Origin of the sequence: Croceimicrobium sp. (assembly GCF_965228705.1) — a bacterium.
GTDB lineage: Bacteria > Bacteroidota > Bacteroidia > Flavobacteriales > Schleiferiaceae > Croceimicrobium.
Genome location: NZ_OZ245832.1, coordinates 2026015 through 2049058, shown reverse-complemented (window position 1 = coordinate 2049058; position 23044 = coordinate 2026015). Strand labels below are relative to the sequence as shown.

General features: G+C 43.7%; 20 protein-coding genes and 1 tRNA gene. 8 read left to right on the top strand and 13 right to left on the bottom strand.

Annotated elements, in window-relative coordinates; all coding sequences use genetic code 11:
* Nucleotides 1–18: 18 nt before the first annotated feature.
* Complete coding sequence (locus ACO05P_RS09380; protein WP_421750367.1) at nucleotides 19–504, bottom strand: c-type cytochrome; 486 nt, start codon at nucleotides 502–504, stop codon at nucleotides 19–21.
* Nucleotides 505–861: 357 nt separating this feature from the next.
* Here ACO05P_RS09380 and ACO05P_RS09375 point away from each other — a divergent pair, with 357 nt between their 5' ends.
* From ACO05P_RS09375 to ACO05P_RS09365, 3 genes are all read left to right on the top strand, one after another.
* Nucleotides 862–1290, top strand: a complete 429-nt coding sequence (locus ACO05P_RS09375) for an RrF2 family transcriptional regulator (protein WP_210759770.1) — start codon at nucleotides 862–864, stop codon at nucleotides 1288–1290.
* Between the two features lie 55 nt (nucleotides 1291–1345).
* Nucleotides 1346–2080, top strand: a complete 735-nt coding sequence (ric, locus tag ACO05P_RS09370; RefSeq protein ID WP_421754897.1) for an iron-sulfur cluster repair di-iron protein — start codon at nucleotides 1346–1348, stop codon at nucleotides 2078–2080.
* A 356-nt stretch (nucleotides 2081–2436) separates the two neighbouring features.
* Nucleotides 2437–4995, top strand: coding sequence for an adenosylcobalamin-dependent ribonucleoside-diphosphate reductase (locus tag ACO05P_RS09365; protein WP_421750365.1), 2559 nt, complete (start codon nucleotides 2437–2439; stop codon nucleotides 4993–4995).
* A gap of 134 nt (nucleotides 4996–5129) precedes the next feature.
* On the opposite strand, the gene ACO05P_RS09360 is transcribed toward ACO05P_RS09365, so the two are convergent.
* The gene (locus ACO05P_RS09360; RefSeq protein WP_421750364.1) at nucleotides 5130–5306 is read right to left on the bottom strand and encodes a hypothetical protein; all 177 of its coding nucleotides are present in this window, start codon (nucleotides 5304–5306) and stop codon (nucleotides 5130–5132) included.
* A gap of 266 nt (nucleotides 5307–5572) precedes the next feature.
* Here ACO05P_RS09360 and ACO05P_RS09355 point away from each other — a divergent pair, with 266 nt between their 5' ends.
* Nucleotides 5573–6679, top strand: a complete 1107-nt coding sequence (locus ACO05P_RS09355) for a thrombospondin type 3 repeat-containing protein (protein WP_421750363.1) — start codon at nucleotides 5573–5575, stop codon at nucleotides 6677–6679.
* Between the two features lie 85 nt (nucleotides 6680–6764).
* Here ACO05P_RS09355 and ACO05P_RS09350 read toward each other — a convergent pair whose 3' ends face one another.
* From ACO05P_RS09350 to ACO05P_RS09340, 3 genes are read right to left on the bottom strand one after another with little or no spacing between them, the layout of a single operon-like run.
* Entirely contained in the window at nucleotides 6765–8750 is a 1986-nt protein-coding gene (locus tag ACO05P_RS09350; protein ID WP_421750362.1) for a hypothetical protein, read from the bottom strand.
* Nucleotides 8740–10659: a DUF3857 domain-containing transglutaminase family protein gene (locus ACO05P_RS09345; RefSeq protein WP_421750361.1), complete on the bottom strand. Its 1920-nt coding sequence runs from the start codon at nucleotides 10657–10659 to the stop codon at nucleotides 8740–8742. Before ACO05P_RS09345 ends, ACO05P_RS09350 begins: the two co-directional genes overlap by 11 nt.
* Nucleotides 10652–13936 carry a tetratricopeptide repeat protein gene (locus tag ACO05P_RS09340; RefSeq protein ID WP_421750359.1) on the bottom strand — a complete coding sequence of 1095 codons (3285 nt, stop codon included), beginning with the start codon at nucleotides 13934–13936 and terminating at the stop codon, nucleotides 10652–10654. Before ACO05P_RS09340 ends, ACO05P_RS09345 begins: the two co-directional genes overlap by 8 nt.
* A gap of 137 nt (nucleotides 13937–14073) precedes the next feature.
* Here ACO05P_RS09340 and ACO05P_RS09335 point away from each other — a divergent pair, with 137 nt between their 5' ends.
* The 3 genes from ACO05P_RS09335 to ACO05P_RS09325 are packed head-to-tail and all read left to right on the top strand — an operon-like array spanning nucleotide 14074 to nucleotide 16016.
* The gene (locus ACO05P_RS09335) at nucleotides 14074–14937 is read left to right on the top strand and encodes a TraB/GumN family protein (protein WP_421750358.1); all 864 of its coding nucleotides are present in this window, start codon (nucleotides 14074–14076) and stop codon (nucleotides 14935–14937) included.
* A gap of 4 nt (nucleotides 14938–14941) precedes the next feature.
* A complete protein-coding gene (locus ACO05P_RS09330; protein WP_421750357.1) occupies nucleotides 14942–15424 on the top strand; it encodes an RNA polymerase sigma factor in 483 nt (160 codons plus the stop codon).
* Complete coding sequence (locus tag ACO05P_RS09325; RefSeq protein ID WP_421750356.1) at nucleotides 15393–16016, top strand: hypothetical protein; 624 nt, start codon at nucleotides 15393–15395, stop codon at nucleotides 16014–16016. The genes ACO05P_RS09330 and ACO05P_RS09325 overlap by 32 nt, the downstream gene beginning before the upstream one ends.
* Here the strand turns inward: ACO05P_RS09325 and ACO05P_RS09320 are convergent.
* Nucleotides 16013–16585 (bottom strand): hypothetical protein, encoded by a 573-nt coding sequence (locus tag ACO05P_RS09320; RefSeq protein WP_421750355.1) that lies wholly within the window; start codon nucleotides 16583–16585, stop codon nucleotides 16013–16015. The two genes, ACO05P_RS09325 and ACO05P_RS09320, sit on opposite strands and share 4 nt — an antisense overlap.
* Nucleotides 16586–16799: 214 nt before the next feature.
* Between ACO05P_RS09320 and ACO05P_RS09315 the strand changes: the two genes are divergently transcribed.
* Complete coding sequence (locus tag ACO05P_RS09315) at nucleotides 16800–17564, top strand: DUF481 domain-containing protein (protein ID WP_421750354.1); 765 nt, start codon at nucleotides 16800–16802, stop codon at nucleotides 17562–17564.
* Between the two features lie 77 nt (nucleotides 17565–17641).
* On the opposite strand, the gene ACO05P_RS09310 is transcribed toward ACO05P_RS09315, so the two are convergent.
* The 7 genes from ACO05P_RS09310 to ACO05P_RS09280 form a co-directional block, all read right to left on the bottom strand.
* A complete protein-coding gene (locus ACO05P_RS09310; protein WP_421750353.1) occupies nucleotides 17642–18187 on the bottom strand; it encodes a hypothetical protein in 546 nt (181 codons plus the stop codon).
* 132 nt (nucleotides 18188–18319) lie between these two features.
* A tRNA-Val gene (locus ACO05P_RS09305) sits at nucleotides 18320–18397 on the bottom strand.
* A 114-nt stretch (nucleotides 18398–18511) separates the two neighbouring features.
* Nucleotides 18512–19504 (bottom strand): isoaspartyl peptidase/L-asparaginase family protein, encoded by a 993-nt coding sequence (locus ACO05P_RS09300; protein ID WP_421750352.1) that lies wholly within the window; start codon nucleotides 19502–19504, stop codon nucleotides 18512–18514.
* Complete coding sequence (locus ACO05P_RS09295; RefSeq protein ID WP_421750350.1) at nucleotides 19505–19825, bottom strand: S-adenosylmethionine decarboxylase family protein; 321 nt, start codon at nucleotides 19823–19825, stop codon at nucleotides 19505–19507.
* A 1-nt stretch (nucleotide 19826) separates the two neighbouring features.
* Nucleotides 19827–21350 carry a polyamine aminopropyltransferase gene (locus ACO05P_RS09290; RefSeq protein WP_421750349.1) on the bottom strand — a complete coding sequence of 508 codons (1524 nt, stop codon included), beginning with the start codon at nucleotides 21348–21350 and terminating at the stop codon, nucleotides 19827–19829.
* A 25-nt stretch (nucleotides 21351–21375) separates the two neighbouring features.
* On the bottom strand, nucleotides 21376–22257 hold the full coding sequence (locus ACO05P_RS09285) for a DUF350 domain-containing protein (RefSeq protein WP_421750348.1): 882 nt from the start codon (nucleotides 22255–22257) through the stop codon (nucleotides 21376–21378).
* A gap of 17 nt (nucleotides 22258–22274) precedes the next feature.
* Nucleotides 22275–23042 carry a hypothetical protein gene (locus tag ACO05P_RS09280; RefSeq protein ID WP_421750347.1) on the bottom strand — a complete coding sequence of 256 codons (768 nt, stop codon included), beginning with the start codon at nucleotides 23040–23042 and terminating at the stop codon, nucleotides 22275–22277.
* Nucleotides 23043–23044: the final 2 nt, after the last annotated feature.

The following is a 23044-nucleotide window of genomic DNA, read 5'->3' as shown; positions in this document are numbered from 1 at the left end:
TCACTTGATTTGTTAGAATTAGAGGGTTCTGAAAAATTCCAGAATTTTTCGGGCGTCTTCTTCACTGATGTTTTGATCAGCCATGATGGCGCCATTAGCTTCGGCCAGGACTTGTTTAGCTACTGGGTCCTTTTGGATCATTTCATTTGGATTCATGATCATATTCATGATCCATTCAGGAGTTCGGCGCTCCAAAATGTCTTTGGGTGCAGGTCCGATGTATTTTTTATCAGTTTTGTGGCAAGCCGTGCAGTTTTGCTCAAAGATGGCTTTCCCTTCAGCAGCCATGCTTTCATCAATAGCATCATTCAGAACCACATTACTTATTGGGCCAATACCTTTGCTGGACATAGGGTCTATTGCTTCCGTTTTGGCTTTTGTTTGTGGGGCTTCCGTACTTTTTGAATCGTGGGTGCTGGTCGTATTTTGAGTTTCGTTACTTCTACCACATGAAGCGAGGGCTAGTAGTAGAACTCCGCTCAGGATGACTTTTAAGTGTCTCATTTGAGTTTAGATTGTTAGAAATATGGAGCTAAAGTATTGGGGCATGAAAGCCTAAAAAATGATTTATATCATAAAAAAGGATAAATTTATCCGAAATAGCCTTTTGACCTTTTTGAAATGGTTTTTTCGACAAGCCTTATTTTGCTTTAGCAGGATTTAAGACTGACAAATGTGTGGGTCAGTTTTAATGTGTAAACAGATGTAAATAAGGTGAATAGATTCATGTTGATAAAGAAAAGGGGCTGGGGTTGGAGGACTAAATGAGCATTAAATACCAGTGCTTTTTAAGCTTGAAAAATAAAAGACCTATTTATCCTTATTTAAAATAATCCTTATATTTGGCGGGAATCTGAGACTATGTTTTCTAAGGCATGTGAGTACGGTATAAAGGCTATGATTTACATCGCGCAGCAGGATGCTGGTCAGCGGGTAGGTTTGAAACAAATCGCCCAGGCCACCGATTCTCCGGAAGCTTTTACCGCTAAAATTTTACAAATGTTGGCCCGTAATGGGGTACTGGTTTCCTTTAAGGGGCCAAGCGGTGGTTTTAGTTTACCTAAAGATGCTGGGAGTGTGCATTTGAATCAAATTGTGAGTGCCATTGATGGCGATGAGATCTTTACTGGATGTGGTTTAGGTCTGGCGCAATGTGATGGAAATAAGCCCTGTCCGGTACATTTTAAATTTGCTTCGGTGCGAGATGGACTTTCGCATATGCTTCACAGTACTAGCCTTAAGGAGTTGGCAGATGGCTTGGATTCTGGAAAAGTGTTTTTAAAGCAGTAGTATTTTTTTAGTTAAATAAAAGACAAAAATGTCCGAAATAGAAAAAGAGTTCAAAATGGAAAATCGTGCCATTGGTGAAGTGGTAGCGGAAGACTATCGTACGGCCACAGTTTTTAAATCTTACAACATTGATTTTTGTTGCCAGGGAGGGAGAAGTATTGCGGAGGCCTGTGAGAAGAAAGGGGTAAGCATCTGGGAATTATTAAAGGATTTGGAAAAGGCCCAATCCGAGGGCCTGGATCCTGCTGTTGATTTTAAAACCTGGCCTTTGGATGTTTTGGTGAACTATATTGAGCAAAGACATCATAAGTATGTGGAGAAGCGCAGTATTGAGATTAAGCCTTTTCTGGATAAACTATGTAGGGTGCATGGAGAAAGACATCCAGAGCTATTAGAGATTAACGGGCTGTTTAGTACCGCGATATCGGCTTTAAGCCAGCACATGAAGAAGGAAGAACTTGTGCTGTTTCCCTACGTTCGAAAAATGGTGAAAAGTGAAATGAGCGGTGAGCCCATAAAAATGGCTTCTTTTGGTGAAGTGCATAATCCTATTGGGATGATGGTATATGAGCACGATGCGGAAGGAGAGCGCTTTCGCGAAATATCCAGACTATCTAATAATTATCAATGTCCACCGGATGGATGTAATACCTACCAGGTCACATTTGCACTCTTGAAGGAGTTTGAAGATGATTTACATCTTCATATCCATTTGGAAAATAATATTCTTTTTCCGGCTGCGAAACAATTGGAAGATAGGCTTAAATCTCAGGGCTTAATTGAGGCCTAATAAGGATTGGATCAGCTCTGTTTAGAAGTTGATAAATAGCCTTAAGTTTCAGTATGTCAAGGCTTTATGCTTGGGGATAAGTTGGGGGGATTTTTCCTGTCAGCTCTCAGATTTTAAAGCTTAGGATCATACCTTTAATTTATCTGAAAAATACGGGTGAATCCATGTGTTTACCCATTCCCATTTTGTGGGGATGTTCTCTCTGTATAAAGCATACCAAAATGCAGGTGTGCTCCTGATTTTTCTAAGTATCATGGCTAAGGCCTGGTGTTGCATCGTATGCCCTTTGTGTTTTTCAGAGCACTTTGATTAACTGTATTTACGCTCAATATTTTCTGAAACTAAAAGCTTGTACTATGAGTTCTGTACCCACAGAAGACCTGATACAAAACGATCCAATTACTTATGATGAAGCCTTAAAGTCGGCGATAGATTACTTTAAGGGGGATGAACTGGCAGCCGGCGTTTGGCTGAATAAATATGCCCTTAAGGATTCGCATGGCAATATCTATGAGAAAAGCCCCAGGGATATGCATATTCGAATGGCTAAGGAGATTAGTCGCATCGAAAGTAAATATGCCAATCCCTTGAGTCAGGAATCAATTTTTGAGGTCTTAGACCGCTTTCAATATATCGTTCCTCAGGGCGGACCCATGACCGGCATTGGGAACCAATATCAAATTGCTTCTCTTTCCAATTGCTTTGTGATTGGCAATGATGGACGAGGTGATTCTTATGGATCTATCATGAAGGTGGATGAAGAACAAGTGCAGCTTATGAAACGCCGCGGTGGCGTGGGGCACGATTTATCCCACATCCGCCCTAAAGGCTCACCCGTAAAAAACTCCGCTTTAAGCTCCACGGGGATTGTACCATTTATGGAGCGTTATAGTAATTCTACTCGCGAAGTTGCGCAAGATGGACGCCGGGGTGCCTTGATGTTGAGTATTTCAGTGGATCACCCGGATTCTGAATCTTTTGTGGATGCAAAACTGGACGGTACCAAGGTAACTGGGGCCAATGTTTCGGTGCGGATTAGTGATGCTTTTATGAAGGCGGCTTTAAAAGGAGAGAAGTATAAGCAGACCTTTCCCCTAAATTCGGCAAATCCTACCGTGACCAAAGAGGTAGATGCAGCTGGATTATGGAAAAAGATCATTCATAATGCCTGGGCTTCGGCAGAACCCGGTATTTTGTTTTGGGATACGGTAATTCGCGAATCGGTTCCCGACTCCTATGCTGATTTTGGCTTTAGAACAGTATCGACCAACCCTTGTGGTGAAATCCCATTGTGTCCTTATGATTCTTGCCGACTACTGGCGATTAATCTTTTGTCTTATGTAGATAATCCCTTTAGTGAGGCCGCGACCTTCAACTTTGAAAAGTTTAAAAAACATGTTCGCATTGCCCAGCGGATTGCAGATGATATCATCGACCTTGAATTAGAGAAAATCGAGGCCATTTTGGCTAAGGTGAACTCGGATCCAGAGAGTGATGAAACCAAAAGAACTGAGATTTTACTTTGGGAGAAGATTCGTGAAAAAGCCATTCAAGGGCGTAGAACCGGCATTGGTATTACCGCTGAAGGGGATATGTTAGCCGCTCTGGGCCTTCGTTATGGTTCGGATGAATCCATCGATTTTTCGGAGGAAGTTCACAAATTGCTGGCTTTGGAAACCTATCGTGGCTCCGTAGAATTGGCTAAGGAAAGAGGTGCTTTCCCAATTTACGATGCTAAACTGGAAAGCAAGAATCCGTTTATCAGTCGTTTAGGTGAAGCTGATCCTGATCTGATCAAGGAAATGAAGATTTACGGTCGTAGGAATATTGCCTTACTGACCATCGCACCTACCGGAACCACTAGTTTAATGACCCAAACCACATCCGGAATCGAACCCGTGTTTATGGTATTCTATAAGCGGAGAAAGAAGATTAATCCGAATGACACCAATACCCGCACGGACTTCGTAGATGATTTGGGGGATCATTGGCAGGAATTTAATGTCTTCCACCACCAATTTGCAGCCTGGCTTAAGCAGAATGGCCACGATCTGACTGAAGTGGAAAATATGAAGGAAGAGCAGTTAAATGAATTGGTTGCTCAATCGCCCTATGCCGGTTCTACCGCCAGAGATGTAGACTGGCCCAGTAAAGTGCGTTTGCAAGGAAGGGTTCAGAAATGGGTGGATCATTCCATTAGTGTTACGGTGAATATTCCCGAAGATACTTCTGAAGAAATGGTGGGCGATATTTATCGCATTGCCTGGGAAAGTGGATGTAAAGGCATTACTGTGTATCGTGAAGGCAGTCGTTCCGGAGTTCTGGTTTCATCCACAGAGAAAAAGAAAGAACAAAACTTTATCGCCGAGCGCAAAGCTCCTGAGCGTCCTCAATCTTTAGACGCCCGCATTGTGCGCTTCAATAATAATGAAGAGCGCTGGATTGCAGTGATTGGATTGCTCAATGATCATCCCTACGAAATCTTTACCGGTAGAACGGAAGACTCCTTCCACTTACCGCATTGGTGTAAATCAGGATATGTGCTTAAGAATAAGGATGAGCAAGGTAAAAGCCGCTATGACTTCCAATACAAAGACCGCGATGGCTATCGAATTACCATCGAAGGACTATCGCGATCCTTTAACCCTGAATATTGGAATTATGCCAAGCTTATTAGTGGGGTATTGCGCCACGGTATGCCGCTCTTAGATGTAATTCACATGGTAGGTAATCTGCATCTGGATGATGAGTTCTTAAACACCTGGAAGAACGGGGTGATTCGTGCTTTGAAGATGTTCGTGCCAGATGGAACCCGTGCTCTGGATAGTATTTGCAGTGAATGTGGCGAAGACTCCTTAGTGTATGAGGAAGGTTGCTTGAATTGTAAAAGTTGCGGGCATAGTAAGTGTGGGTAGTGATGTGTCTACCAGGCTTGATTCATTAGTTCTAGCATAGATTCTTCCAAAGAATTACCTAATAAAAAATCCACTCTGAGAGAATCAGAGTGGATTTCCTGCTTAACAATCCCGATGAAAGGATTAAGTGTCTTTTAGCGGTGTAAACCTTTAGAGCGTAAATAGTTCAAGAGCAATTGCGGGCGATCGGTTTGGATCATATCGATATCATTCTCAATAAACCAATCATATACGCTGGGGTCTATAGCGGCTTGCTCATCATCATGTGCGCCATTGTGATGCGGCCAAAGGGAGTGAGGCCATGGGGGCACCTTGATTATGGATTTACGGGAACTATACGATACAGGCAACGGCTTCAAATAATAGCAGGTCTGATTGGTCCCTGGTCATCTTCCTCCCAATTGATGGGGCTAATAAATGCTATAGATTTTTCGTGAAAATTATCGGGGTATTAAATCATGTCAAATGCTAGTTCCGGAATTTGAAGAAAGGCGCTACATACCAAAATTAATAGGGTTTTTCCTGTGATGTTCCTTCATTTTGAATTGCTTAGCTTTAAGCTGCTAAATTCTGATCTATGAAGCTTCTCACTCCCTCGATGGTTCCGCTTGGGTTCTTTTTGCTATTACTTGTTGTTCTTTCCTCCTGCGTTTCGAAGAAGAAATATACCGATGTTCTTAATGATAATGAGGCTCTGGAACTTAGAATAGAGGAGCTTACGGCTGATGAAGATGGAGATGGGGTTAGTGATTATTTCGACCGTGAACCTGGCACTCCCGAGGGGGTGCGAGTAGATGGAAGCGGCCAGGCTTTGGATAGTGATGGCGATGGTATTCCCGATTATATGGATGAAGAACCTAATACCCCGAAAGGGGCCCTGGTTAGTGAAAACGGTAAAGCAGTAGATTCGGATGGAGATGGAGTTCCGGATATTATGGATTTAAGTCCGAATACACCAAAAGGGGCCTTTGTAGACCATAATGGTCGACCGATTTTGGCCGGTTCTGCGGCAGAACTAATTGAACTGCCCAAAGCAGCGCCTGAAGTTCAGCCCATTACTCGGTACGTTCATGATACGGTAAAGGACAAGGAAGCCTTTCTTCTAAATTCCACTGGTCGCCTTTTCATTTCCTGTCCCACAGAGATGAAGGAAGAAACAGAGTACATCGTTCGTATTAGTATTGCCGATATTCTTAATAATCCTGAGGCTAAGCAGCATTTTTTAAGCAAGATTAATGAGGTGCAGGAGGATTTAGGTGAAGCCCCCTTAAGAGAGGAAGACTTAAGGGATGAGAAGATTCAATTATCAGATTATATGTCGGTGAACATTGAGCCCAACGAAAAATTCGCGGTGAGTTTACTGAATACACCTTTGGTAAAGGAGGTCTTAGCGAATGAGAGTCCTGAATGGCGTTGGAAGGTGAAACCTTTAACCGGATGGGGTGGGCAAGAAGCCTATCTCACCATCGTGGTGAAAACTTTGGATGATGCAACGCATCTTATCTCCCAGTCTGAGGAACGCTTTAAGGTGAAGATCAATTTTAAAACCAGCTATTTTCAAGATTTATGGCTAGCCTTAAAGGCCGATCCCAAATGGTTGTTTACCGCGATCTTAATTCCGATCGTAACTTTCTTTGCCGGAATATGGAAGGAACGGCGCAAGGCTAAGAAGTCCAAGTCTTAATGAAGGCCTATCTGGCGAAAGCCAAAAAAAGAAAAGCCCCAATGTTAGAAAACATCGGGGCTGGCTTTGGATTATGCTTTAAAGCCTAAGCTTCTTTCTCAAGCAATACACTTACTTTGTTGAAGTCGGCGGCGGCATTGATTACCTTCAAATATTCCTGGAAAAACTCTTTTGGATAGGTCTTATCTTCATACCACTCTTCAATGGTCACCAGTACTTTATTCCCTTCTTTACTGTAATTAGAGGTAAAGAGAGCCTTGGTTTCGCCATCAATTACCAGCTTCTCATCAAATACCAGTTTCTCGGGATCTACCAATGTGTAACCCTCGGGTATTTCGAACTCAATGCTGCGATAGTACTTGTGGGCATATTGGTTGTAGATGTCGTGATTCCGCACCGAATCCTCATCATACATAGCCATTTGAGGGCCAATCAGTTTACCTACATTGAGAAGCAAATCCTGACCTGCATTTTCTAAAAAGCGAATATCGGTGAGGCTACCCTTGGCTTGCAGAGGCTTATATCCAACATAACGAGCCATGGCATTTTCCACTTCCAGATCTTCCACTTCCCCTTCGTCGTCGATATAGCTAATCAAGGTTTCTTTAAATTCTTTAAGGTCGTCCTCATCGTCAATCAATTCGAAAATCCCTTGATAGGAACGAGCAGAAAAGCCAGTCATAGCGCGGTAGATATCTACTTTATTATCTAATAAATCCGGACCAAATACCACCTTGGCAATTATGGTATCGCTGGTGAAAATTGAAGGGGGATAGGGGATTTCCTTTACTTCAGTAATGGCTACATATTCATCAGCCAGCATTTCTTTGTCAATGAAAAGGGCCTGGGTTCCGGTATAATTGAAGTTCAATACTCCGTTACGGGACATGCTTTCGGAAATGTCGATATACAGATCATCCTCAGGCACGTAAATTAGCATTTCGTCCAGGAAATTATCGGCTTCAAATTCGGAATCAAAAAAGAGTTGATTACGGTTACAGGTGTAAACGATTTGATAGGGAACCTCTAAGAAATCGTAGATACCACAATAGAGGCGCACTCCTCCCACCGTGTTAAATACCTTACGATCGCGAATGAATTCGAGATCCCGTAATTCGGCGGCACCAACATTATAATAGCTGTAATTGTCTTTAATGTAGTGCTCTACTCTTTGCGCAGTTGTGAAGTTCGGTTCTTCATCAAGCAGGTATTCCTGTGCGGCTTTGGCTTCCTTTTTAATTACTTTTTCGCTTTTGCGATTCAGTTCGCTGGTAAGAAAGGCCACCACATTTTGAGCCGTATAGTTGTAGGAGGTAATATCGCGATCGCCGGTATAAAGGTTACGGTCTAGTTTAAAGATTACCCGGCCCATCAGAGCCTCACTGGGTGTTACGCTTTCTTCTTCATAGGCCGGAACGGAGGTGCGCATATAGAGGCGGTTTTCTTGCTCCAGAACGGTATCGTTCATTACTGAATCCGGGAGATTGTACACCTTGGAGTCGAAGACCAAACCCCAGGGAGTAACTACATCAATTTCCAGATCTTTAATTTCATATTCTTCCTGGTAATTGATCATCAGACCATCGGTATTGGGGGAGAGTCGGTTGATGTAATAGAATTCAATTTCGGACCCTAGCTCCAGGCCTTCGAAGGCGAAATAATTGTACTCGGCTTCACTGTCTTCAAGCTGACCGGTTTGAATATCATCTTCATCAATTTCGGTCACCTTGGTGCCTGTGATGGCGCGAGCGCGAAATTTAAGCAGTTCACTGCCTTCGCCAGTAGGTACATAGCGGCGGTTATACTCTTCTAAGGCACGGGTACTATTAATGTAGATTCTTTGATGAAACAGGCGGTCCATAACCAGACGTTCATCCTCCAGGTGAAAATTGAAGAGGTGTTTTTCTTTTAAAATTAAGGCGGCGGTGCTGTCATCCAGTTCGCCGCTAAATGGCGCCTGCTCTTCTTCCCAGTCGTAATCTTCAAACACGAAATAGGGTTCTTCCTCCTGAGCTTGCAGGCTCAATCCTAGGATTAAGAAGAGTAAACTGAATGGGTGATTAATTTTCATTAGGGTTTAGTATTAATGTTTGTTGGTATTCTTTGCGAAGCTTGCGGATAAATTCATTCCAATCTTCCAGATCTTCTACTTCTACAAAGAGGGTTTTTAAGGCAATTTCGATATCGTATATCACTTTGTTGCCCTCTTGTTTGTAGCTGATGGTATAGGAGAATTTAGGGTGATCATAGCTGCTATTTTCTGGAAGGTAGTTCAGGCTGTAGTTCTCCGGAATTTCCAATTCGAAATAGCGCTTAAAGAGGGTGGTATTGTTTAATTCCATTGGATTCTTGCGATCCTCCTCCAGGCTATTGCTGGCTAAAATTTGCTCCAGATTTAAATTGATGATGGTTTTATTTCCCGCAACTCTGGCATATCGGTCCAGGCGCATGCTGTAATTGAGATCAAAGCCATTTTCGGTAATCTCGTAATTCTTGAGTTCCGATTTGCAGCGGTTATCGCCCTTTTGTAAATCGTATTTCAAGAAGTTTTTCATGGCTTCTTCATCCTTACGTTCCAGGATGCGTAAGACATTAGAACGGTGATAAACGCCATAATGCTTATGACCTTCACCCACTAAATTATTGCCTTCCAATTTTAGGAAGCAGGAGTCGGTCTCGTCATTTAAACGATGATCTAAAACCGGAACTGTTTTCAAGTCAAAGGCCTCTGGTCCTAGATTGATTAGGGCCTGTTTACCTTGAATGAAACTGCTGGGGTAAGGGAAGGGCAGGTTTTTATTGGTGGCATCCAGAAAGAAGTATTCGCCATCCAATTTTAAAGCGGCAATCATATGATTGTCGGATAGGCCGGTAGGCACTTCTTCGTAGGTATAAGGGATGGAGCGGGTGCCAATCCAAACATGATGGGCTTCTAAACCGGCGTGGTTCATCATTTGCACCAAGAGGTTCCCCATGTCTTTGCAGTCGCCATAGCGCTTGGTGCATACAAAATTAGCTTCTCTAGGGCGGAAGCCTCCATATCCATCTTCGAAGGCAATATACCGGATAGAGTGGTTTACCCAATCGTAAATGGCCTTGGCTTTTGCACGAGGATTTTCTAATCCTTGCGTAAGGCTGTCGGTTAGCTTTTTTAATTCTTCATTGGGGGCTTCCAAATCACTTAAAAAGCGTTGATAATTGCGGTGTAGATCGCTCACGTCGCCCATCACTTTTTCTATCTGGCCATCCGATTTCACGAAGGACTTTATACGGTAAACAATATGTGGGCTGAGGTATAGGCTGCTTGGGGATCCACTTTCCCATTTTCGGGATTTCATTTCGGCCGTACGCCAATGATGTATGGTCTTATGGCGTTCACGCTCCACCCAATGTTCGAAGAAGCTGCTGTCGCAATTAAAGTATTGATATTCGATTTCAATACCTTCTTCCACAATTAAGCTGAAATGCTGCGACTTGGAGTACATATAGGGATCGAAAACTTCGCGCCCTACTAAAAAGGGTTCGTGGTATTCTTCTTCGTATTCCAAAACGGTAATTGCACCTTGCATCATTCCTTCGAAGGTGAAGGATTTTGCCCGGGTACCATCATGGAAGACGTCTTCATCTATCACCTTTCGATCAATGAAGTCCCGTACTTTTTCCTTGTCGTATTTATCTTTTTCGAAATTAGGAACCAGGGTATAGGCCTCAATGTCGGTAATCTCCGAAAATGGAGGTTCGTAATTAAGGGAAACCTCCCCTCTGCCATTTACATTTTTATCATTGAGGAAGGTCTTCATGGAATGGCGATTGGTGATCAAGATTTGATCATCCTTAATGCTCAATTGAGTTTCATTATGACCTTCCAGACGAACAGCATCCTCGTCTTTGAATTCTTCCATCAGGGCACTGGGGCTTTGGGATTTCAATCCCAAGCTAAAGCCCAGTAATAGGCCCAGGAAGATTTTTCTCTTATTCATACAGGTGGTTTGCGACGTAGAGGTACTCTGCAATTACATTTCCTTCCGCATCATATTCAATAACTTTTCCGTGCTTGTCACCGGCCATCCACTGAGCTTCATAGGCTAGCTTTCCATTGGGATGATAGCGTTTTTCGCTGCCATCCTTAAAGCCCATATCACTTTCGTATTCCCGTTGTACCTGACCATTGGCATAGTAGTAACGTGTGGTGCCATGGTCTTCGCCTGCTTTATGAGGAATTTCACTTTCGAGCTGGCCTGTACTATAATAGGTTCGGTAAGGGCTTTCCTGAAATTCTCCTTTTTTGATTTCGTATTCCATAGCAGTCTTGCCATTGGGGTACAGTGCTTTAACCTTTCCAGTTCCTTGTTTTAGGGCAACAAATTCGCCAATAGACCCATCGGCATTGAGCTTGCGCCAACCAATAATCCGACCCAGGTCATATACACGTATATGTTGCAATTCGCCGGTTTCGCTGTAGAAATAACGATCTCCATCTATTTCGTCTAAAACATAGGTGATGCTATCGGTACGAATACCTTCCTCATTGTATTCCACATTAGGTCCATGAATGGCACCGGATAGATAGGTGAAACTTTCTTGAAACTCTCCATTAGGCCAGTAGTATTTCCATTCATCCACTCGAGTTCCTAAATGGTAAAGCCCGGTGCTTTGAATTTTTCCATTGGGATAGTAATAGGTCCATTTTCCATCCTTTTCGCCATCCACATACTGACCAGCGATTTCTAATTGACCATTGCCATAAAACCATTCTGCTTTCCCCTGAAAATGACTGCCCGTGCGATTAATGCGGAAGCGTAAAGTGCCATTGGGATATTTCAAAGTAAGGGGGTCCATTGGCTTATGGACATCAGCGGTATATACCCGTTTTCCATCTTGATAGGCCTCCATTTTCACGATGGTACCTCTTTTAAAGTATTCAATGTGCTCAATTTCACCCTCTGGATCGAAATATACGCGCGGTCCATTAAGATATCCGTCCACATAAAATAGCTCTCCCCTCTTTTTTCCATTGGGGTGATAGGTGGTGCTTAAGCCTTGACGATCACCTTTATAGTAAATTCCTTTATCGCTTATTTGACCATTTAAGTAATAGCGGGTATAGGGTCCGTGCAGGGAATCATTACGGTAGCGGTATACCGAGGAAATGGATGCATTGCCAGTGTAGTAATTGGTATAGTCCCCATGATAGCCTCCCTCATCATTGTACTCGATTTTGATGTAAAGGTTTCCGTATAAATCATATTCATTCCAGGTGCCAATACGGTGGGTTTCATCAAAAATTCCTTCAGTTTGAGGGCTGCCATAGAGATCGAATTCTTTGTAGTCTAGTTCACCGCGTTTATCTTCTGCCGAAGCTTGAACCTTACCATTTATATCGTAGCACTCGTAATAAACAATCTCTTCTTTTTTATAGCGGAACATTTCGGTTTTACGGCCTTTGGAGTCGTAATAGGTTTGGGTACCGGTTTTCTTGCCACGCTCATCAAAGCTTTCTTCACGCACGAGCTTTCCTTCGGCATTAAAGCTTTGCCAGTTGCCGATTTTATTGCCCTCAACATATTCTCCTTTTTCGTGAAGTTGGCCATTGGTATGATACGACTCATAAGGGCCATTATAGCGACCGTCCTCATCATAAACCACTTTCACATCTAATTGACCATTGGGGAAGTAAAATTCGGAGGCTCCGGTACGAGTGTCATTAACCAGATTAATTTTAGATAATAAGCTACCATCTTCGTGGTAATAAGTGGCCAATCCATTGCCGTCGCCCTCTTTTTGCGGGATTTTGGCAGAAAGCTGTCCATTCTTGTAATAAACATATAAGGTATCCACCGGTGTTCCACTTTTAAAACTGAATACCCGATGCTTGGTTCCGTGGGTATAGTGCATGGTAGCCGGGCCATCGAGTTCACCTTGCTTGAATTCTGCGAAAATGTAGGGAACGCCACTTTCGTAATACTCTTTGCTTAGGCCATTGAGGACTCCATTATCGTAAGTTACTTCTCGACTCACTTCACCATTTTCGTGATAGGCAATGAAGTCACCGATTTTTTCACCTTCGGCATTCAATTCACCCCGACTGCTAACTTCGCCGGTGCTGTAGTAAAATTCAAATTCACCTTGAGGATTTCCATTAGCATCAGGTTTACCTGCAGCACTAAGTCCATCAACACCGCTATGGAAATAATAAAGTAATTTTTCGGCTCCCTCTTCATATCCTTTGGGGTGAAGGCCATGATGATCGCGCAGGAAGCCAGCATTCCAATTGATTAAGTCTTTGATCTCGTCGATGTTTCCGTTAACAATCTTTTGGTAGTATTCGGTTTCAATATTTACTGAGAGGAGTTGACTAAAGGGTTCAAAGAGTTCTTCCTCCATTAAGGCTTTGTAATAAGGGAGGTAATACATCGCCCAAAAATCGGTCTTGTTTTTAAGTTTCACCGATTGGCTAATGGCCAGGTGCATTTGCTTCATTAAAGGGAAGTCGCAATCGGAATCAATCTCATAAGCGTCGCGCAAGGCGGCATAGCTTTTAATGAGGCGATCACTTTTGGCATAGGTTTTCTCCGGATCGAAATCGTAATCAATAGGTTCAAATTCCGTTTTTTCTGAAAGGGAGGAATTAAAGTATTGCAGAATTGCATTGGTACGTCCGCTGGCAGGTTCTGAAATAAAATAATAGCCCAGGGAGAGAAGAGCCAGAGTGTGGTTGCCATTGTTCATGGCCAATTTGGCCAATTGAAAGTGCGAAGAAGCATGAAAAGGGCTTATTTCGATTGCTCGTTTTAAATCAGCAATTCCCGCTTCATAGCGTTCTTTGTTGAGGTGCATTACTGCCCGGTTGTAGTACAATTGAGTGCTGGCCGGATAAATTGCAATAGCACTATCGTAAGCGGCTTGCGCGGCATCGGCTTTACCCATTTCATCCAGGCTATTCCCTATGGCGGTGGTAAATTCAATATTGAAACGGCTGTTCATCGCCAGGCCTTTGCGTGCATTAGTAAGGGCCTCTTCATAACGCTCAGCCTCCATTAAGCTTAGGGTTTTCTCATATTGGGCAAAAGCGTAATTGGTATCGCCAGGATGAATCTGATCAAACATGGCAATGGCACTGTCGTAGGATTCGCGATCGTGCATGGCGATGCCAGCGTATATGGTATCTACAGAGTTAAAGTGCCAGTCTTCAGATTGGGCATAGATGCTCACTGGGGCAAGAAATGCCACCATAAGCAAGCGATAAGCAGTTTTCAATTTGATATGAATTTGGTGATTTGAGCGGTTAAAATAAGGTCTAGGCCTCGGTTATGAAAATTTTGAAGGCCTCACTTTTTTTAAAGGAACTGTAATAAATTGGCCCTTCTGTTTACTAATAGTCATAAACAGCCTCCATGAAAAATATAGTTTACGGCTTATTTTTAAGTCTGGCCTTTGTTTGGCAAGGTCAAGCGCAGTCCTCACTTTTTTGGGAAGTAGAAAGTCCCGAGGGTAAAAAGTCTTACCTCTATGGAACCTATCATCTGCTGGGTTCTGATTTTTTGACCGAACGTCCCAAAGTGATGGAAGCTTTTGAGGCTTCTAATGCTGTGGTGGTTGAAACGGTTATCGATAGCTCACAAATGATGCAATTGGCTTATCTCATGATTATGAATAAATCACTTAAAGCCATGACGGATTCAGCCGATTATCAACTATTAAAGCGTGAGTTGGAGCCCTTAATTGGGACAGATCTGGCAGTTTACGATCAGATGAAGCCCATTGTTTTAAGCACGACTTATGCTGGATATTTGGCCGAAGAGTTAACCCCGGACTCCCTTGATTATGCGGGTATGCCTTTAGATATGCATTTCGCGGCAGAGGCCAAGAAAGCCAGCAAAAAGCTAATTGAGTTAGAGACCATGCAAGAGCAGTTTGAAATACTTTTTAGCAGTCAAACTGAAGAAGAACAATTGCAAGATCTTTTAGATGTATTAAAAGAAGGAGCGCCTTCCGGAGATATGATGTCGGGTATTATTACGGCCTATCATGCCAATGATCTGGACGCACTCTATCAGAGTGCCATGGAGTGGGAGGGTGGCCTTTCAGATATGGAGGTAATGATCGATCAGCGCAATTTGAATTGGGTGGAGAAGCTCGAAATTCAATTGCAAAAAGGTGGCTTGTTTATTGCCGTAGGTGCCTTGCATTTGCCTGGAGAAAAGGGCTTGATTCAATTGTTGGAAGCTCGTGGATTTACCCTTAAGCCCATAAAATAAACAGGTGAGCGACAAGCGGGAACAGGAATTTGTTCAATTGCTGGAAGAGCATAGTGGCATCATCTACAAGGTGACGCGCATTTATGCCAAAAACCAGGCAGATGAACAGGATTTGCGGCAGGAAGTAGTATATCAGGCCTGGCGTTCCTATCCTCGTTTTAAGGGGAAGTCCAAGTTTTCTACCTGGTTGTACCGGGTGGCCCTCAATACTGCCCTTACTCATGTAAAGAAGGAAACGAAGGAATACGAAGGTTTTGACAAGGATTGGCAAGTGGCCCCTGATGGAGATGAGCGAGCTTTGCTGATGGCCCATATTAGAACCCTAAACGATGCCGAGAAATTGGTGATAATGCTTCACCTCGACGGCTATTCGAATGATGAAATCGCCCTGATTTCAGGAATCAGTAAAAATCATGTGGCAGTACGCTTACACCGCATTAAGGAAAAGCTAGGCCATGCGATCAAGAACGACGAAGATGAAAATTGAAGATACCTGGAAATCCCTCCAAGGAGAGGAGGCACGCCTTACGGGCGAAGAGATCCGGGCCGGATTAACTTCGCGGGGTGCGGATGCAGTGCGAAAGCTCAATAAGCGTCTGGCTTGGAAAATTGGCTTTACCCTCTTGTTTACGCCCCTTTATCTTATTGCCCTTTGGCTAGTAGATAGCTGGCTTACACAGTTGTTATTTGGGATTATTATTGCCGCTCACCTTATCGGCCTGGTATTCTTTATTCAACGTTACCGCAAGGCACGCTCTTTTCATATGGCTGGGGCCGATGCGAAAACTACTCTTATAGCCTATCTGCATAATGTGAAGGCCACCCTAAGGCAGGAAGAGATTGGGGGATTAATTCTTTATCCTATTGCTGCCGCCAGTGGGTTCTTCCTGAGCTTATTACAAAAGATGAGCCTGGAAGAGGCTTTAGCAGATTCTAAGATATTGATCACCCTAATTATAGTGATGGTCTTGGTTACGCCTTTATCGCATTGGTTGGCCCGATGGATGAATCGCAAAACCTTTGGGAAATACATCCAGCAATTGGAAGAGCGCCAGGCGCAATTAGAAGATGAGTCTTAGAAAAGTTCCCGATTTTTTGGATCAGGCGCATTGAGGGTCCATTCCAAAGGACCATCGCATTTTAGCTCAATCACTATGGTGCTGTCCTTATCACCAAAGTATTTGATCATACGATCTCGCCAATCCTCAAAATCATAGTCATCATAATACTTACAGTCGTAATTCATGATGATGATATTGGTGGGATTTATAAGGATAATGGTTGGCTTGGCGTAATCATAAGTACGTTTACCACGACCGGGGCGAATGGATTCTCCTTCAATAAAGCTCTCTAACCAGTATTTCAAGGCATACTGGCGATCCACTACCGTTTCATAGTGATAGAATAAGAAATAGTATTCGCGTTCGGTGGTATAGCCCAAGGTATTCTCATATTCATCTTTGGTCTCCAGTCGGAAGAACTCTTTCCAGGCATAAGGTTCATTCTCAAGACTTCCGATATCTCGCATGCGTAGATTAAGCGACTTTTTCTCGTGGCTCTCCAGTTGATCTCCTAAAAAGCTGTCAATATCCTGACGTAGTTCTTTGCCTTCCGGATCTTTTTTTGCTTCCTCTTGCGCTGAACTCAAAAGAGGGCTGAAAACTAAAAGTGCGAGGCTGACAGAAAAAATGCTTTTTTTAAACATAAAATTTTATAAGTGTTTGTTAATCAAGACTGATTCTTATTTGTTTTTCTTGGTAAAGGTTTTATATTTGACCTGAGTAGAGTTTTCAAATGTTTCATGACATGACCTTTTGGTCGAAATAGTCCTGGCTCCGGCCGGGACTATTTATTTTTGCCCTGTGAATACCCTATCAATATTACGCAAAGTTCTCTTTTTTAGTTTGCTTTGGGCAAGTCTACCGGCACAGATTGTAAATATTGAGCAATTGCGTTTTCAGCGCGATTCCAGTCGCTGGCTTTTCCAAGACGATTTAAGTTTCAACATCTTTCGGAATACTCAACAAGTGGTTGATATTGAAAATAATTTCTTGCTCCGTTATCAAAGAGCCGGTCATCGCTTGCTATTGCTTAATTCTTTGCACTTCAATTTTACCGATAACACTGATTTTGCCCAATCGGGGTTTTTGCATTTCCGCTACGTAAAGCAATTATCTGAATCTTGGGATTGGGAGGTCTTTAGTCAGCTGCAAAGTGACCTACCGCTGCAAATTGAAAGGCGGATCTTATATGGTCTCGGACCACGCCTGAGCATTGATCAAAAGGGCAATTTCCAATTCTTTACCGGGCATCTGTTCATGTATGAAGATGATTTGGAAAGGGAAACCGGAATTCAGCATTTTGATTGGCGACTGAGCTCCTATGTAAGTATGTTTTATCAGTATAAAGATCGGCTGCAATGGTCATCTGTAACTTATTACCAACCCCGCTTGGATGATTGGTCGGATTGGCGCTTAAGCTTTCAAAATCAATTGGCTTTTAAACTCGGATCGCATTGGGCCTTTACCGTAAGTGCGCAGCTTAATTACGATGCCGAGCCGGTGCAAGCTGCCGATATTCCCAATCTTACTTATAAGATTGATAATGGGCTTAGGATTCGGTTTTAGTGTTATGAATCGAATTGCAAATTCGATCCATGCCTAAAATTCGATTCAGATTTTGTACTCGCAATTCGATTCAGACTTTACAACAAAACAATATCCCCATCCACCAAAGCTTTCTTGAGCTCGGGCGGCCAGCCAAAATTGTTTTCCGAAAAACGGTTCAGTTCTTCTCGGCTTTCGGGCGATAAAAGTTCTTGAATGGCTTCCAGCATTTCGGCGCTTAGGCAAACCGGACTATCTACTAAAGTTTCGCCCTGGCAAACGGCCATCATTTGAAATTCGCTACTTTCTTGCAAGTAGGTGCCGCTAAGGGTACAGCGATTTTGCTCCCAACGATCGGCGGCTTCTTCGCCACTGGCTTCCAAATTTTCGAGGCCTTCCATCATAAATTGATCTATCCGCTGTCGTGATTCTTTGCTGAGCTCGGCCCGGGCTTGCTCCATGCAGTTTTTGCAAAGGGCAAAATCGAAGAGGGCCCGTGCTTCTTGATCAGGGTAATTCTTAAATACTTTTTGGATCGCATAGAGCTGTCCGTCCATGAGGTTTTTCTGGCAGATTCGGCATTCGCGATGCGGAGCCTTAGAATCTTCATTAAAGAGGACAGCAGGAATAGAATGGTCGCGCATAATCAAGTTTTGAATATCGTTTCCGGGGGTCGCAGTAAAGGTAATAGGAATTTGGAAGGGGGCGAAGGCCTATTTGAAATGCTTGTGACCTTTAGAAATGAAAAAAGCCACACTTTCGTATGGCTTTTAATTTGGTGGGCGCTGAGGGATTCGAACCCCCGACCCCCTCGGTGTAAACGAGGTGCTCTGAACCAGCTGAGCTAAGCGCCCCTTCCGTTTTGGGACGGCAAATATAGAATCCTTTTTTCTTTTGTGCTGCACATTAGGGCTAAAAAAATGCGAGAAAATTGTGAGCTGCTTTCAAGCTTTTGATTTTCAGCTCGATTATCTTTCTTGTAAATCGAAAATATAGGTCTGAGCCGCTTCTCCTTCGCGCTTAAAGCCACGTAACATCCCGACGGTATTAAAGGCATAGAAGAATTCACCCTTGGCATCAATACCGATCAAGCCCCCAAAAGCCTTTTGCCCGCTCAATAAATCGTGGATCATATAATCGGCTGCTTCTTGTCCGCCTTCCTTCAAATACAAATAGCGGGCAGCTAATTGATAGGCAATCACATTACGAATAAAATATTCGCCATGTCCGGTGCAACTTACTCCTACTGAAGCATTATCAGCATAAGTGCCAGCTCCAATGATGGGAGAGTCCCCAATGCGTCCGTATTTCTTGGCCATTAAACCACCGGTAGATGTACCTGCAGCGATATTTCCTTCACGATCGCGAACTACGCAACCTACCGTTCCCATTTTATGGTCAATGAGGCTATCCAATGCACCTTGGTCACCACGAATCTTACGCAGTACTTTAAGATTACTATTAATTAGAAAGTAATTCGGATCCACACAAGTACCTCCATGGAGTTGCGCAAAATCATCGGCCCCTGAGCCACTTAAAAGTACATGATCCGAATAGCGTAAAACCGCCAGGGCAGCGGTGATGGGATTTTTAATACAAGAGATACCGGCAACTGCTCCGGCTTCTCCGGTAGCACCATCCATAATGGAGGCATCCATTGAGGCTTTGCCATCGTAGGTTAATACTGCCCCGCGGCCAGCATTAAATAAAGTGTCATTTTCTAAAACCTGTAAGACCAAGCTTACCACTTCGGGTCCGGGAGTGCCCGCATTTAGGGCTGAGTCACCAACAGCCAGCGCGCGATTTAGGCCCACGTGGAAAGCTGCTTTTTGAACTTCAGTATAGTTTTCCGGTTTGAGGCCGTTTCCGGCACCTCCGTGTATAATGATGGAATATTGCTGCGCAGATGCCCAGCTGCTAAGAATTAATGTGAGGCAGGTTAGTAAGTGGCTTCCCTTCATTTAGCAATTTGATTGGTCGTGAAGGCGAATATAATCTTTCCAAAGCTTAAATGTGGCATCAATAAAGTGTTGACTTTTTTCTTCCGAACATCCGCTGAGTTCTACGTAGGACCGACCTTCTTCTGGGAAGGTGTGCAGGGCACAGTGGCTCTCGCTTAACAGCCAGGTGCAGGTATAGCCTTGGGGTTGAAAGTGATGTTCTACAAAACCCACGATACCGTATCCAGCCTCTCGGAGCATTTTTTCCAAGAGGGGACTAATTTCTTTTTCATCCTTGAGCTTTATCCAAAAGCGGAAGTTGTAAATCTTCGTTTCTTCCATCTTAATATAAGTCCCAATTTCCTTTTAAATAATAGCGATACAGCACCGGATCCTGAATGTGGTTTATCTCAATACTGTCATTCACCTCAAAATAAATTTCCTTGCCGAAAGAGCTCATCATCAACATAGCCTCATTGTTTAACCAATGGGTATCAATATCCTCAAATCTTAAACTACGCGCTCGCTGTTTTAATTCACCTTGAGTCCAACCTTGCTTTTGACCTAGTACCCAACCCCATTCTCCCAAGGTTAGGACATGGTTGTGCAAGGGGAGGGTTTCGAAGCCCGCCGCCACCATACTTTTATCAATGCATTTAAAAGCCTTGGTCGCGAAGTAAGGACTGCCAGCCTGAGTTATTAATACTCCATGGGGGCGTAGCTTCAGATTACAGATGCGGTAAAACTCCTCCGTATACATGCGATTTAATTCAACCGATCGCGGATCGGGGAGATCGATCATGATCACATCAAAGAAAGCATTGCTGTTCTCTAGCCAGGTAAAGGCATCGGCATTTAGCACCTTCACTTTTGGATGGGAGAAAGAGGAGTCGTTTAGCTCAGTTAAAATCGGGTGGCGTGTGGCTAAACCCGTCATCATCGAATCTAAATCGACCACTGTGATGCCTTCTACCGAAGGGTATTTTAAAACCTCACGCGCAGCGCAACCATCACCGCCACCGAGGATTAAAACGTCCTTTACTTCATGACTAAGCTTCATTGCCGGGTGGACTAATGCCTCGTGGTATTTGTCCTCGTCCAAAGTGCTCAACTGCTGATTGCCATTGAGGTAAAGCCAGTAATGATCCTTCCATTGGGTCATTACTATCTTCTGATATTTGCTTTGGGCAGAGAAGACCACCTTATCCTTATAGCGCTTTTGTTCGCCAAAAAGAATGATATCCTGTGCCTGGGTAATGCCGGCGAACATCACTAACACAATAATGCCGGAGCTAATCGTGATGCGGGCATTAAACTTAGAGCCCAATTCACGCTTTACGGTGATAAACAATCCCACCGCAACCAATAAATTGATGAATCCCAAAATAAAGGGAGTATAGGTAAGGCCTAAGATGGGTAATCCTACAAAGGCAAAGAATAATCCTCCCACGAGAGAGCCGAGGTAATCCTTTTCCATCACTGAGGCGATATTCACCTTCAGGCTTTCAAACTCCTCATTGAGGCGTATCACCAAGGGGATTTCCAATCCAATTAATAAGCCAATCAATATGCTCATCCCATAAATGATTATTCCAACATAGTCGGTAAATCCGGCTGCAGAATAAGCGATGAGGGAGGAGAAGGAAACCAGTAGGCTTAGCGCGAATTCAACGCCAATAAATTTGATCAGTAAATTGCCCTCCAGGTATTTACTGATACGGGAACCGAGCCCCATTGAAAAGAGCATCACCGATACAATGAGGGACCACTGCACCGCCGAATCGCCAATAAAATAAGTAGCCAGAGTAGATAAAATGTACTCCGCTACAATTCCGGATAATCCGGTGGCGAAGAGGGCTAATTTCAAAAAGGGGGAGCGGCGGTTTTTCACTTTAGATGCACCATATAATGAGTACGGATCCTCCGATATAGCCAAAGGCTTCAATTAAGCCGGCGCCCACATTGGGTTTTTCCTGAGCGGCAATTTCGTCACTTAGCTTTCGGTCGGGAAGTAAAATGCGATCCACTAAAGTGCGGATAAGGGGTAAAACCACTAATCCAATTCCGGTTTCATAAGCTACCTCTAAAAGAGTTTGATCCCAGCTTTCGAAATTGCCCATTAAGCCGTGGCGAATCAAATTGGCTACCGCGATAATTAATCCGGCGAAAGCCACACCAGCAGCATTATTATCCTTTTCGATTTCATCGTGGAGGGAATAAGGCATTAAGCGATCGTATAGTGCCGTGGCGATTACAATCAGGATCTGACCTAAAGCCCAGTAAGCAATAGCGGTGTATATCCCGAAGGTCAAACCGCCACTTTCGCCGGTAATGGCGCCAAAGATGATCAAGCCCGAGGCGAGGAAATTAGCTCCTTCGATAATACCCATGCCGGCATTACGGTCTACGGTAATCTCCTTCCATATCGAAAAGCGACGCAAATTGATGTGGTCGATAATCAAGGAGGAGAGGTTAAGCAGTATAATGGCCAGGATGCCATAAATCGCCATGTCTTCGAGGTCGATCAACAGTCCGTTGGATTCGCCATAAATCGCCGAGCCAACCGCCATAAGTAAACCTGCGAAATAGCCGGTATAAGCAAAGCTAAAAGCGAGGTTATCTTTTTCTACCAGTTCTTCTCTAACTTTAATGGAGGATTTAGTCCACTTAAAGACCCATTTACCAAGGTAGAGGAGGATTAGGGAACTTGCCAAATAAATGCCAAAGAGAAGGAGATCGTTCATCCATTCGTTTGCTAATATCTCTGTAGTCATGTCTTTCCTTTTTTAGCTTATTTACCTCCTCCAAATCCACGTCCACGGCTGCTGGATCCACTCCGGTAGCGCGATCCACTGCGGTTGGTCCTACTGCGGCTGGCACTTCTTTGTACCCGGCTGCGGACTCTGTTTTTGAAACTTTGGTCTTTACTGTTCCAGGTCGAAGCGGTGCTTCGGCTGCTGTTGTGGCTGCCGGTAGTTCCAAATCGGTTGCCTCTTCCACTGCTAGCGGTACCGTAATAGGTGCGTCCGTAGGGGTAATAGTTGCGACGGTAATCGTACCAACCCCCGTAGTAAATAGGAGAGTAGCCAAAACCCAGAACACTGCGGAGGAAGGCGTACTTTCCGTAAAACTCCCAAAAGCTGCTACCATCCGATTGTTGGCGCCATTGTCCGTATTTTTCATTGCCTACATATTGGTTATATCCGGGTGGACTTACTTTTTTGTCCACCGTTCCATTGGTTTTAGAAACTATCGTCATCCCCATATTATCCACCTGCTCATTGAAATATTCGGGGCTTACTTGCAGCCAACCGGTGGTTTCGCTGAGAATGCTGTCGGAACCCTGAGGCTCCTTAAGGATGCGATATTGATGTTGATATTGTTCCGACTGCTCATCGAAATTCATATCGTAGAGGATAATGCTGAAGTCAGGAACCTCAGTCATGTCCTTGATCAGGTCGTCAACCGGATTCTTCCGGAAGCTTGGTCCTTGTGAAGTACAAGCCTGAATAAGCAGGACCAATGCCCCCAGGCCTAATGCGCGATAGAACTGTTTCATAA